We start from the raw sequence: 12,572 nt of genomic DNA on the forward strand, positions 1-12,572 counted from the left end.
TTACTTACAAACGAGTTCGCAGCCAGCTTTATGCTGAAGCCAGCATTCATTTGCTAGCTCTGCGTTGATCAAAGGATGCGATTTCAGCCAGCCTTCAGGAAAAGTAAGTGTCCACTTACTTTCTTCGCACTGCAAAGTTACCTCTGGTATATGTTTATTCTGACGACGCAGACATAACACCACTGCTATACGTAAAATTCGCAATAAGCCCTTTAGCATTGGACGGTAGTCTTCGTGGTACTTTTCAAATACGTCTGGCTTTATGTTTAACCTATGCTGAGCAACTAAATCGCGGATGGCTGCCCGCTGAAGGCGCGTGAAGCCGGGCAAATCAATGTGACTTAATATGTATTCACCATGCTCATGATGGCGCTTATATTCAATGTGAAGACCTATTTCATGAAGCTGTGCGGCTGCACCTAAAATAGTTTCGGTATCTAAATGACAAATATTCTGTTGTGCACAGAGTTGATGGCATAAAGTAAGCGCTACGTGACTAACCGAGTTCGCGTGACTAGCATCTACATGATAACGATGTTTTGCCTGATTAAGGGTCTGCTGGCGACGATCATTCTCGGTAACGTTATCTAACATTCCGTAGATAAGTCCTTCTCGAAGCGCACCACCAGAAATATTCATGTGCTTGATATTTAGCGCTTCAAATAAGCTGATGAGGATCGCTAAACCAGACGGGAAAATAGCTTTTCTGTTATCTTCCAATCCGTCGATATCAAGGGTTTTAATGCTGCCGCATTCAATACATTGCTTTTCTAAATGATACAAATAGTCTAAGCGGATAGCATCACTAATGCCCTGTGCTACAAGAATCTCAGTAATGGCTTGCGGCGTGCCAGATGCACCTAAACAATTCTCCCAATCAAAACACAAAAACGCGCTAGACACATCGGCAATAAGCGTGTGTGCGGCTTGCTTGGCATTGTCGAAATTGTCTTCGGTGATAGTGCCGCCGGTGAAATAGCGTTCCATAAACGTTACGCAGCCCATATCCAAACTCTTAAGATGGATAGGCTGCATGTCGTTGCCGATAATGATTTCTGTGCTGGCACCGCCAATATCTATGACTAAGCTATTGCCTTGGTTGGCGGATGTGTAGGCTACGCCAAGATAAATTTGTCGCGCTTCTTCTTCACCGCTAATCACTTCAAGTTTGTGATTGAGAATCTCTTCTGCCTTGCGAATGAATACATGCGCATTGGTTGCCAGTCGCAATGTAGCGGTCGCTACAATTTTAATATTAGAAGGGGGTATATCCTGCAGGCGTTCCGAGAATACTTGCAGGCATTGCCAGCCGCGTTCCATGCTTACGTCATCAAGTGCTAGCTCATCATCTAAACCTGCTGCTAGGCGCACTTTCTGTTTAATTTTCCCTATTATTTGCACACTGCCGTTAACAACGTGAACAATCACCATGTGAAAGCTGTTAGAGCCTAAATCTACGGCGGCGTAATACTCGCCGTAGGTTTGTGCGTCGTGCTGGAGTTCTGCCTGCATAAAACCTCGATTCTTATTGAGTACCTTTACGCCTCACTGTTGCGCTCTGTTGTTTCGGTTTTGAGGCTTTCCACGGCCTCTTCCGTTTCCACGACGTGAAGAATTGCGGTTGTTCGGCGTACGTCTTCTACGTGGTTTTGGAGGCGCTACATCATCAAGTAGAGCACTGCGGTCGTAATCGGTAACCGGTATTGCCTTTTGAATGTATTGCTCAATAGCAGGTAAGTTTAGTGCGTATTTTTCGCACGCGAAACTAATTGCAACACCACTTTGTCCTGCACGGCCAGTACGACCAATACGGTGTACATAGTCTTCGGCGTCGTCAGGTAAGTCGTAGTTGAATACGTGCGTTACCGCGTCGATATGAAGACCGCGCGCTGCAACGTCGGTTGCGACTAAAATATCAAGATTGCCTTTGGTGAAATCTTCTAAGATCCCAAGGCGTTTTTTCTGTGGTACATCGCCGCTAAGCAAGCCAACGCGATGGCCATCTGCGGTAAGCCAGTCGGTAACTTTCTCACAACTATTTTTAGTGTTGGCAAAAACAATTGCCTTTTCTGGCCATTCTTCTTCAAGCAGCGTAAGAAGAAGCAGCATCTTGTCGTCATCAGACGGATAAAATAGCTCTTGAGAAACGCGAGTTGCAGTTGTTTGTTCTGGCGCTACCTGTACGTGGGTAGGGTTGTTCATGTGCTCGTAAGCAAGCTCTTGCACGCGGTAGCTAAGTGTAGCTGAAAATAGCATGCTCAAACGTTCACTTGCCGGTGGCATGCGGCGGAATAAAAAGCGGATATCCTTTATAAAGCCTAAATCGAACATGCGGTCGGCTTCATCAAGTACGGCAACCTGAATATTCTTCAGTGTGAACACATTCTGTTTGTAGTAATCCAGTATGCGTCCTGTCGTACCAATTATAATATCTACCCCTTCTTCCAAAGTTTCACGTTGACTTTGGTAACCTTCGCCCCCATAAATCAAACCAAGCGACAATCCAGTATGCTCACTAAGCAGTTTGGCGTCGTTATAAATTTGAACGGCGAGCTCTCTGGTCGGCGCCATGATAATTGCGCGAGGGCCATTTGATTTGCTGTTATCTGCATTTTCTGCTTTGCTTAGCAAATAGTGAAATGTAGCTACCAAAAAGGCAATGGTTTTACCGGTTCCGGTTTGAGCCTGACCTGCAATGTCGTGACCTTCCAATAAAGGAGGCAGTGCAAGTGCTTGAATTGGTGTACAATGTGAAAAATTAGCTGCCGCCAAGGCGTCAACAACCTTGCCGTTAATCGGCAGGTCAGAAAAGTGAGTATCAGTTAAGTGAGTAGGCATAGCTTATAGCTTATCAGTGCTTGCATTAAAAAACAGTTTCTATATAACACTTATGGTCAGGCTGAGACAAATCAGCGACAGACCAATAATGGAGAAAAGAATGAGCGACAAAATTATCCAGTTATCTGACGATAAATTCGAAGCAGATGTTATCAATGCTGAAGGTCCTGTACTGGTTGACTTCTGGGCCGAATGGTGTGGCCCGTGTAAAATGATCGCACCAATCTTGGAAGAAGTTGCGACCGAGTTTGATGGCAAGTTAACAGTTGGCAAGTTGAATGTCGATGAAAATAACGAAACTCCACCTAAATATGGTATTCGTGGTATTCCTACATTGCTACTTTTCAAAAACGGTAACGTTGCTGCAACTAAAGTAGGCGCGCTATCTAAAGCTCAATTAACAGAGTTCCTTAACGAAAACCTTTAATTGATTTCAAATTGAAAACCGGTGCTAACGAAGCACCGGTTTTTATTTACGCCACAGGGACTAACGTTTCATTCTAGAAGAGCAAGCCACAAATTATTTAACATTTCGGCGGTAAAACGCTGGACGTTGATTAAATATAGTGCTAACTTTTCTTCAGCGCTCATCCGAGCAGCGTTCTGCTTACGCCCACATCAGGGTGATATCAAATCTAAACTAGAACAGAGTGACTTTAAGTCCTGTAAGCGAAGTTCAAGCACAAAGACCCACCAGTATGAATTTAACTGAATTAAAGAACAAACCAATAAGCGAGTTGGTTAACCTGGCCGAGGAGATGGGCCTGGAAAACATGGCGCGCGCCAGAAAACAAGACATCATTTTCTCAATCCTAAAGACACACGCAAAAAGCGGTGAAGACATCTTTGGTGATGGGGTACTAGAAATTTTACAGGACGGTTTCGGCTTCTTACGCTCAGCTGACTCTTCGTATCTTGCAGGACCAGACGATATTTATGTATCGCCAAGCCAAATTCGACGCTTTAACTTGCGTACCGGTGATACGATTGCCGGGAAAATTCGTCCACCGAAAGACAGTGAACGATACTTCGCCCTGCTAAAAATCCGCGAAGTTAACTTCGACAAGCCTGAAAATTCACGTAATAAAATCCTTTTTGAAAACCTTACACCACTTCACGCAGCAGATCGCTTGCGCATGGAACGTGGTAATGGCTCAACAGAAGACATTACGGCTCGTGTACTAGATTTGGCGTCGCCAATCGGTAAAGGCCAGCGTGGTCTTATCGTAGCGCCACCTAAGGCCGGTAAAACGCTTCTTCTTCAGAATATTGCTCAGTCAATTGCTGCTAACCACCCAGATTGTGAGTTAATGGTATTACTTATTGATGAGCGTCCGGAAGAAGTAACCGAGATGCATCGTCTTGTTCAAGGTGAAGTCGTTGCTTCAACCTTCGATGAGCCAGCAAGTCGTCACGTACAAGTTGCTGAAATGGTTATCGAGAAAGCCAAGCGTCTTGTTGAACACAAAAAAGACGTGGTTATCCTGCTTGACTCGATTACTCGTCTTGCTCGCGCTTACAACACGGTTATCCCATCATCGGGTAAAGTACTTACCGGTGGTGTTGATGCGAATGCTCTTCACAAGCCTAAGCGCTTCTTTGGTGCCGCCCGTAATGTTGAAGAAGGCGGAAGCTTAACGATTATCGCAACAGCGCTTATCGATACCGGCTCTAAAATGGACGAAGTTATCTACGAAGAGTTTAAAGGTACAGGTAACATGGAATTACACCTTAATCGCAAAATCGCGGAAAAACGTGTATTCCCGGCTATCGACTTCAACCGCTCTGGTACCCGTCGTGAAGAACTGCTTACAGCGCAAGATGAACTACAGAAAATGTGGATCCTTCGCAAAATCGTTCACGAAATGTCAGAAATTGACGCAATGGACTTCCTTATCAGTAAGTTGTCTATGACCAAGACAAACGATGAGTTCTTTGACGCAATGCGTAGACAAAAGAGTTAATAGAAACTTAGTAATAAGTTGATATTTAAAGAAAAGGCGCCACTCGGCGCCTTTTTTATTCCCTGCATCGATAAAGCACTTTTCTTATACTTCCGTCTAATACCCTCAGTCTTGTGAATGGGGTATTTTCGTCTGCTTATTGATTTTTAACAGCAATCGTTAGTTCAGTGGTGTGTTCTCCCTTGAGATGATTTACTCTGTCTAAAAAACACCAAAGGAAATAATAGTTATGTACCAGAAATTGCTGTCACTCGCATTTGCAGGGTTGACCTCTGTGTCAGCTGCTAATGCCGCTCAGATCAATGTTGATGAATTAGCGAATAAAGTCGAGCCTGATGTAATTAAATGGCGTCATCACTTTCATGAATTTCCTGAATTATCGAATCGCGAGTTTAAAACCGCTGAATATGTTGCTGACTACCTTGAAAGCCTAGGTTTAGAAGTGCAGACCGGTGTGGCAAAAACGGGTGTGGTAGCTATTTTAGACTCGGGCAAGCCAGGCCCTGTCGTTGCATTACGTGCAGACATGGACGGACTTCCTGTAAAAGAGCAAAACGATTTGTCCTACCGCTCAAAGCAGATGGGCGAATACAACGGAAAAGAAGTGCCGATTATGCACGCCTGTGGTCACGATACTCACATGGCAATGCTCATGGGCGCGGCAAAAATTCTTACCGAAATTAAGGGCGACCTGAAAGGTAAAGTGAAGTTTATCTTTCAGCCTGCAGAAGAGGGCGCACCCGCTGGAGAAAAAGGCGGTGCGGAAGTTATGGTTGCTGAAGGTGTACTTAAGAACCCTGATGTAGACGCTATTTTTGGCCTGCATATCAATGCTAACACCGATGTGGGGAAAGTGCGTTATAACGCGGGTGGCACCATGGCCGCGGTAGACCCATTTAAAATTGTTATTCACGGTAAGCAAGCCCACGGCGCTTATCCTTGGAAGAGTGTTGATCCAGTGGTTACCGCTGCGCAAATGATCATGTCAATTCAGACCATAGTAAGTCGTGAGTTGAAATTGATTGACGATGCAGCGGTGGTGTCTATTGGCTCTATTCACGGCGGTAACCGTTCAAACATCATTCCAAATGAAGTAGAAATGGTTGGCACAATTCGTACACTCAATGAAGCTGCTCGCGATCACATTTACGAGTCGCTTCCGCGCAAAGTAAAGGCTATTGCTGAAAGTATGGGCGCAGAAGCAGAACTTACGCTACCGTTAGATTACTATTACCCCATTACGTACAACGACCCAGAGCTTACAAAAGCCATGCTGCCTACTATGCAGCGTACCGCAGGCGTTGAAAATACGCTGCTTTCTAAACCGGTCACGGGGGCGGAAGACTTTTCATTTTTCCAAGAACAAATTCCAGGTTTATATGTTTGGGTAGGCGGTAAGCCATTGGACGTGTCTGAAGAAGATAGCCCTGCTCATCACACACCGGAATTTTATGTTGATGATGAAGGCATGAAATTAGGCGTGAAGCTTCTAACGAACTTTACCCTAGATTACATGGCTCAACACTAAATCTATTCGCCGGAGACATGCGTTGAAAATTGGCAGTATTTCATTTTCTTTTTCATGGTCTCTGGCCCTTCAAGCACTACTTGTATGTGTGTTAGGTGCGGGTCTTAATGCTCTCAACCCACCCTTTGATAGCACAGGGATAGCTACATTTGGCATAGGTGCGGCAGTCTACGCTTCACTTCGGTTTTCTCCTTTTATTTCCATTCCTATTGCACTTGTTGTCAGCCTTCCCTTATGGCTTAACGACGGGAGCATAGTTGGAAAAGAAAGCCTTACTCTACTGCCTATCGTGCTTAGCTTTTTTGGCTATAACAAGTCGCTTAAACAGGTGATAAACGTAGGCGCAGGCTTTTGGTCTATTGTCTTTCTGCCCATTCTCGTTTTAGAGCATTCTCTTTATGATGGCGATAACGCAAATATGCTGTTTTCGGGTGTGCTGGTCACCTGGGTAAGCGGTGTATTTGGTCTTGTAACCGGACACTTTTCGTATTTGGCAGTCCACGGGCTTAAGCGACAAACATCAAGTAAGTCCGAGCGGGTTACGCTACACTTTCTTTTTGGGTACTTCTTTTCCGGTTGCTTCTTCGTTGCTTCCATGGCAGTAATTTATTTGTCGGTAAGTCTGTTTCAACAACAGCAAGAAAGACAAATTCACAGTTACATGTCGCAGCGGGTGAATGTGCTGGAGTTCCAACTTTCGAATTTTATTCAGCAACACCAAAGTGCCATTATTAGTGCAGCGCAAGTGTTATCTAGCGAGGTATCAAAAAGCGATTTCGATAATGCAGCGGTGACAAATTTGCGGGTGTTGGCATCGCACAATCCAGAATTTTTGACCTTCCTCATTGCAGATGACAATGGCGATCTTACCCACGCTTACCCGCCTAGCCTGTTGGATAAGGCAAGACAAAGCGGCTTGTCAAATGTGGCTTACAGGCCGTATTTCTTTGAAGTCATGCAGACAGGTAAACCATTCCTTTCAAATGTATTTCAAGGCCGAGGTTTTGGTAACGATCCAATAGTAGCCTTGTCAGCCCCTATTACAGATGCAGATGGCACTCCAAAAGGTATTGTAGAGGGCTCTTTATCGTTAAAGAGCTTTTCTGCTATTGATAACTTAAGCTTGGGTGGTTTTTTGATGCTCATTGAGGATCAAAAAGGCGAAGTTATCTATGCATCTAAAGGCCTGAAGATGAAGCCACTCACTAAAGCACCTTTTTATATTTGTGAACCTGATTGTGCTGTTGAGGTGGAGAACGGGCCTCAGGGGAAAACATGGTTGAGGTTAGCGAAAGATATGCCTTTTGCTAGCTGGAAAGTCAGCTATTACTTCGACAAACGACTGTTAATGGCATCAATGAGTAATTACTTGCTAAAAGACTTACTGCTGCTATTGGCATTATCTGCTTTTGGAACATTCACCGGGTACGTAGTCGCAAAAATGGTCGGCGCGCCTATTCGTCGCCTTGTTCGCTATATTGCCGAATTCGACCCTACACAAAAAGAAGGTGTTAAAGCTCCACAAAGGGCACTGCACATTCAAGAGCTCTCGTCGCTAAGCGATGAGTTCGTGAGTTTAGAAGCCCGATTGCTCGATGCATTTGAAGAGCTAAAGGTTGCAAGAGAAGTAGAGCAAAGCCTGAATGTCGAGCTAGGGGAATTGAATCAGTCTTTGGAAAAGCGCATAGAAGAGAAAACCGAGCACCTTGCGTTAGCGCTTAAAGAAGCGGAAGCCGCGAATGTGGCGAAAACGCAGTTTCTCGCTAACATGAGTCACGAGATTAGAACGCCAATGAACGGCATTATTGGCTCATGTGAATTGATGCTCGAGAATGAGTTGCCGGGAAATGTTTCGGCTAGAGCCAAAACAATTTCACGCTCTGCTAGCAATTTACTTATCATCCTAGACAGTATCTTAGATTGGTCGAAGATTGAATCGGGTAAAATGCTTACCGATATTCAAAGCTGTGCCATTCGCGAGTTGCTTGAAGCTTCTTGTGACCTCTACCGTCACGCTGCGCAAGTAAAAGGGTACGATATTGCTTTGTATATTAATCAGGGCGTACCTAACGCACTGAATATTGATGCAGGGAAGGTGAGTCAAATCATCAATAACTTACTTAGCAACGCGATTAAGTTCACCAGTGATGGTGTCGTGACGGTTAACGTCAGCTATGCCCACCAAGGACTTAAAATTTCGGTTACCGATACGGGAATAGGCATTGCTCCCAACAAACTACGCCTTATTTTTGATAAGTTTGAGCAAGCCGATCCGTCCACCACTCGAAATTTTGGTGGCACAGGATTAGGTTTGGCCATTTCTAAAGGTTTGGTTGAGCTTCTTGGTGGTGAGCTTTATGTTGAAAGTGAACTGGGTATAGGAACAAGCTTCACCTTCCACATTCCTGCCACAGTAAGTGAAGAAAAAGAGCATGCAGAAAATGAGGTGATTCCGTCATTACCTGATGGATTACGGGTTTTATTGGCTGAAGACAACGACATTAATGCTGAAATCGTCATGGACATGCTCAAATCGTCCAACATCAAATGTATTAGAACGAAAAACGGGCAAGATGCTGTTAAGGCCGAGAAGAGGCACGATTTCGACGTAATTTTAATGGATTGCCAAATGCCGATCATGGATGGTCATACAGCATCGAAACTTATTCGAAGTGAAGGCAGAAATAAGGACTCGGTCAGGATCATCGCCTTAACCGCCAATGCGTTTATCGAAGACAAAAATGCCTGCTTAGAAGCAGGCATGAATGCGCATTTAAGTAAGCCTATTCGCAAGCAGGTTCTATTTGACTGTATTGCCCGTGAACTTGCTCGCGTTTGAGGCTACATCAGTGTTATCGCTCGGCGCTTCGCTAACGAATCGCAGTACAATATACCCTAAGCACGCCGAGACAAGAGAGCCGGTTAAAATGCCCACACGCTCGTCAAAAATTTGATTGATACCTGTCTGTGCAAAGGCCAGTCCCCCAATAAATAAGCTCATTGTAAAGCCAACGCCGCAAAGTAGCGCACAGCCATAGATATGCTTGAAGTTAAGATCCTCTGGTAACTTAGCCAGCTTTAACTTCACCATTAAGTAGCAAAAACCGAATACGCCAATTTGTTTACCCACAACCAAGCCAAGAAAGATCCCAAAGGTAACAGGATGGAAAATACCCTCCGGACTGATGTTACCAAAACTTATGCCGGCGTTAGCGAAGGCGAATAAAGGTAGGATCGCGAAACTCACCGAGCCATTCAAACCGTGCTCTAGTCGCGTTACCGGAGAATAAGATTCGTCTTTCTCATCCCGCATAGGAATAAAGCCAGCAAGTACGACACCTGCCAGTGTGGCGTGAACGCCTGACTTCAACATGGCTACCCACAGAATGATTCCCACAAAAACATAAGGCGGAATATCTACCACATTGCGTTTATTCATTTGCCACAACAGCAATAAACAACCTGCAGCAATATACAGCGCACCCGCGGTAATGTGCTCGGTGTAAAACAGGGCAATAATTACGATAGCACCGATATCGTCAATAATAGCTAGGGTGACTAAGAAAACTTTCAGGCTCGTAGGTACTCGACTACCTAGTAGCGCCAAAATACCTAACGCAAACGCGATGTCAGTAGCGGCGGGAATTGCCCATCCTGCAATGGCTACGGGGTTGTCCCAGTTGATGCCTACATATATCAAGGCGGGTAGTGCCATACCACCTACAGCACCCGCTGCGGGTAAAATAATATCTTTGGGATTGGCCAATTCACCTTCGCAGATTTCCCGCTTCAGTTCCAGACCCACGTGAAAAAAGAACACCGCCATTAACCCGTCGTTTATCCACAGCAATAATGGCTTATCGATAGCCCACGTACCGGCTGATATTTGTACCGGCATACTGATTAAATGATCGTAAAGCGTATCTAGGGGAGAATTAGCAATAATGAGCGCAAGAATCGTTGCACCCATTAACAATATGCCGGGAGCGGCTTCGCGATTTAAGAAGTCAGAGACCACGTCTTGTACTTCTTCTATCACCTCATCAAGTACGTCGGGTTCGTGTTTATCTGTCATCAATAACCTCTAACGCCCGCTCATGGTCAACGTCGCAAAGTGTGGAAATAAAAGCGTTCGTTTATCCGTGTAGTCAGGCAACTTTTCTACATAAATTAATTATAGTTAATACGACTGACAGCGAAGAGATAGATCACCCTTGTAAGAGAATAGCCTCAACAACCCTTAAGCGAGTGGCGCTATAATTGACGCCATTTACGGTGGGATTTTGAACGGTTTTACGCTACAATCGCGGCCTTTCCAAGGTTGTCCACTTTACCTACCCCGAGGATCTCTAGATGGCAAAAGTCGCGATTGTAATGGGTTCAACTTCAGACTGGCCTACTATGCAGCAGGCCGCAAAAATGCTGAAGTCGTTTGGTGTTGAATTTGAAGCGAAGGTGGTGTCGGCGCACCGTACACCCAACTTGCTAGTAGAGTTTGCAGAAAGCGCTGCAGATGAAGGTTTTAGCGCAATCATTGCTGGCGCAGGCGGCGCAGCTCACTTACCGGGTATGATTGCTGCACACACGCATTTACCTGTGTTTGGCTGCCCGGTTAAATCAAAGGCGCTCAATGGATTAGACTCACTGCTTTCTATCGTTCAAATGCCGAAAGGTGTTGCGGTAGGTACACTGGCAATAGGTGAGGCTGGTGCAGCAAATGCGGGTCTTCTCGCGGCACAAGTTGTTGCGCTGCAAGACGAAAGCGTACGCAATGCCGTTATCGCTTTTAGAAAATCGCAAACTGATACGGTACTTGCTTCAAGCAATACGTTGGAGCTAGATGAATGAGAGTAGTCGTTTACGGCGCAGGCCAACTTGCTCAAATGATGTACCTGGCGGGAAGCCCGTTAGGTATTGACGTTCAAGCTGTGGACGTAAACAACGATACCGTTGTACATCCAGTTAGCAAAAACCCTCTTGAAATCTCACTTGCTCAAGCACTAGAAGGTGCAGATGCTCTTACCGTAGAATTTGAGCATGTACCTGAAAGGCTTCTTGAAGACGCGGCGAAAACAAACAAGTTGATGCCAAATATCGACAGCATTCTCGTTGGCGCCGATCGCGTACGTGAGAAAAAGCTGCTTGAAAGCATGCAGGTGGCAAATTGTGAGCACCAAATAGTTACCGACCTTGCCCAGTTAGACGATTGCGTAAAGCAGTTGGGTAGCAAACTCATTCTTAAGGCTAGCCGCGATGGCTATGACGGATATGGTCAATGGCGTTTAAGTGATGAGGCTGACTTACCTGAACTAAAAAATGCACTTCAGGGATTAGATTTGCAGACTGTGCCTTTAGTGGTTGAAAAAATGGTGGCTTTCGACAGAGAGTTGTCATTAATCGGTGTACGCAATGCTAATGGCGACGTACGCACCTATCCACTTGCTGAAAATTTGCATCACCAAGGTCAACTTCATGTGTCGGTTGCACCAGCGACTAACGTTGATGATGCACTTCAGGCCCAAGCTCACGATATTTTTGTGAAACTTGCTGAGGGTATGAACTACGTCGGTGTGCTGGCTGTGGAACTATTCCAAGTAGGCGACAAGCTACTTGTAAACGAACTTGCTCCTCGTGTACATAACTCTGGGCACTGGAGCCAGTCGGGCGCTGTAACCAGCCAGTTTGAAAATCACTTACGTGCAGTCTGTGGATTGCCTCTTGGTGACACGTCAGCCATTGGCCCAAGCGCTATGGTCAACATTATTGGTTGCAGCAGCTTCTCGCGCGATTTGCTAAGCATCGATGGCAGTCATCTTCACTGGTACGGAAAATCTGTTCGTGAAAAGCGCAAGATGGGACACATCAATGTCACCACGAATAGTTATGAAAGCTTGGGTGAAAAGCTCATGGCATTGAGCAAATATTTACCGCTTGAGTACTTCCCAAAATTAGTTGGTGAAGCAACGCGATTAAAAGGTTGACACCCACGCGTTTATCGCTAGAATACGCATCCGCTGTCTAGGCAGCGGTTTTTAAAGTGTGCCGACTTAGCTCAGTTGGTAGAGCAACTGACTTGTAATCAGTAGGTCGCCAGTTCGATTCCGGCAGTCGGCACCATTTTTCTTTTTTCCTATGCCAATCTTACGTACACTTGCTTACGAGTATTCATTCGGAGCAGACTGTATGTCATTTTTTTCCAAATCACTTAAACCGTTAGTTATCGTAACTGGCTTATTTTCTTT

At 45.2% G+C, this 12,572-nt stretch carries 9 protein-coding genes and 1 tRNA gene; 7 read left to right on the forward strand and 3 right to left on the reverse strand.

Going from position 1 to position 12,572, the window contains the following annotated elements:
* Both QVA83_RS09895 and rhlB read right to left on the reverse strand, forming a co-directional pair.
* Entirely contained in the window at positions 1-1,512 is a 1,512-nt protein-coding gene (locus tag QVA83_RS09895) for a Ppx/GppA phosphatase family protein (protein WP_061439275.1), read from the reverse strand.
* 33 nt (positions 1,513-1,545) lie between these two features.
* The gene (gene rhlB, locus QVA83_RS09900; protein ID WP_156077827.1) at positions 1,546-2,838 is read right to left on the reverse strand and encodes an ATP-dependent RNA helicase RhlB; all 1,293 of its coding nucleotides are present in this window, start codon (positions 2,836-2,838) and stop codon (positions 1,546-1,548) included.
* 100 nt (positions 2,839-2,938) lie between these two features.
* On the opposite strand from rhlB, the gene trxA reads away from it, so the two are divergent.
* The 4 genes from trxA (at position 2,939) to QVA83_RS09920 (ending at position 9,169) form a co-directional block, all read left to right on the forward strand.
* Positions 2,939-3,265: a thioredoxin TrxA gene (gene trxA, locus QVA83_RS09905; RefSeq protein ID WP_012517074.1), complete on the forward strand. Its 327-nt coding sequence runs from the start codon at positions 2,939-2,941 to the stop codon at positions 3,263-3,265.
* A 271-nt stretch (positions 3,266-3,536) separates the two neighbouring features.
* On the forward strand, positions 3,537-4,802 hold the full coding sequence (rho, locus tag QVA83_RS09910; protein WP_014948094.1) for a transcription termination factor Rho: 1,266 nt from the start codon (positions 3,537-3,539) through the stop codon (positions 4,800-4,802).
* A 229-nt stretch (positions 4,803-5,031) separates the two neighbouring features.
* A complete protein-coding gene (locus QVA83_RS09915; protein ID WP_061439278.1) occupies positions 5,032-6,330 on the forward strand; it encodes an amidohydrolase in 1,299 nt (432 codons plus the stop codon).
* Positions 6,331-6,352: 22 nt separating this feature from the next.
* A complete protein-coding gene (locus tag QVA83_RS09920) occupies positions 6,353-9,169 on the forward strand; it encodes an ATP-binding protein (protein ID WP_287498425.1) in 2,817 nt (938 codons plus the stop codon).
* Here the strand turns inward: QVA83_RS09920 and nhaA are convergent.
* Positions 9,131-10,405, reverse strand: coding sequence for a Na+/H+ antiporter NhaA (gene nhaA, locus QVA83_RS09925; protein WP_014948097.1), 1,275 nt, complete (start codon positions 10,403-10,405; stop codon positions 9,131-9,133). The genes QVA83_RS09920 and nhaA overlap by 39 nt on opposite strands.
* A 278-nt stretch (positions 10,406-10,683) precedes the next feature.
* Between nhaA and purE the strand changes: the two genes are divergently transcribed.
* From purE to QVA83_RS09940, 3 genes are all read left to right on the forward strand, one after another.
* Positions 10,684-11,178 carry a 5-(carboxyamino)imidazole ribonucleotide mutase gene (gene purE, locus QVA83_RS09930; RefSeq protein ID WP_014948098.1) on the forward strand — a complete coding sequence of 165 codons (495 nt, stop codon included), beginning with the start codon at positions 10,684-10,686 and terminating at the stop codon, positions 11,176-11,178.
* Entirely contained in the window at positions 11,175-12,311 is a 1,137-nt protein-coding gene (locus QVA83_RS09935) for a 5-(carboxyamino)imidazole ribonucleotide synthase (protein WP_061439282.1), read from the forward strand. Before purE ends, QVA83_RS09935 begins: the two co-directional genes overlap by 4 nt.
* A 60-nt stretch (positions 12,312-12,371) precedes the next feature.
* Positions 12,372-12,447 (forward strand) — tRNA-Thr (locus tag QVA83_RS09940).
* Positions 12,448-12,572: the final 125 nt, after the last annotated feature.

It is taken from the genome of Alteromonas sp. AO-Serp (genome assembly GCF_017849675.1).
Lineage (GTDB): Bacteria > Pseudomonadota > Gammaproteobacteria > Enterobacterales > Alteromonadaceae > Alteromonas > Alteromonas macleodii.

Excerpts from the sequence above, each read along its gene's own strand:
- rho (WP_014948094.1), top strand. The coding sequence starts at position 3,537 with ATGAATTTAACTGAATTAAAGAACAAACCAATAAGCGAGTTGGTTAAC.
- QVA83_RS09935 (WP_061439282.1), top strand. The coding sequence starts at position 11,175 with ATGAGAGTAGTCGTTTACGGCGCAGGCCAACTTGCTCAAATGATGTAC.
- nhaA (WP_014948097.1), bottom strand. The coding sequence starts at position 10,405 with ATGACAGATAAACACGAACCCGACGTACTTGATGAGGTGATAGAAGAA.
- QVA83_RS09915 (WP_061439278.1), top strand. The coding sequence starts at position 5,032 with ATGTACCAGAAATTGCTGTCACTCGCATTTGCAGGGTTGACCTCTGTG.
- QVA83_RS09895 (WP_061439275.1), bottom strand. The coding sequence starts at position 1,512 with ATGCAGGCAGAACTCCAGCACGACGCACAAACCTACGGCGAGTATTAC.
- trxA (WP_012517074.1), top strand. The coding sequence starts at position 2,939 with ATGAGCGACAAAATTATCCAGTTATCTGACGATAAATTCGAAGCAGAT.
- purE (WP_014948098.1), top strand. The coding sequence starts at position 10,684 with ATGGCAAAAGTCGCGATTGTAATGGGTTCAACTTCAGACTGGCCTACT.
- rhlB (WP_156077827.1), bottom strand. The coding sequence starts at position 2,838 with ATGCCTACTCACTTAACTGATACTCACTTTTCTGACCTGCCGATTAAC.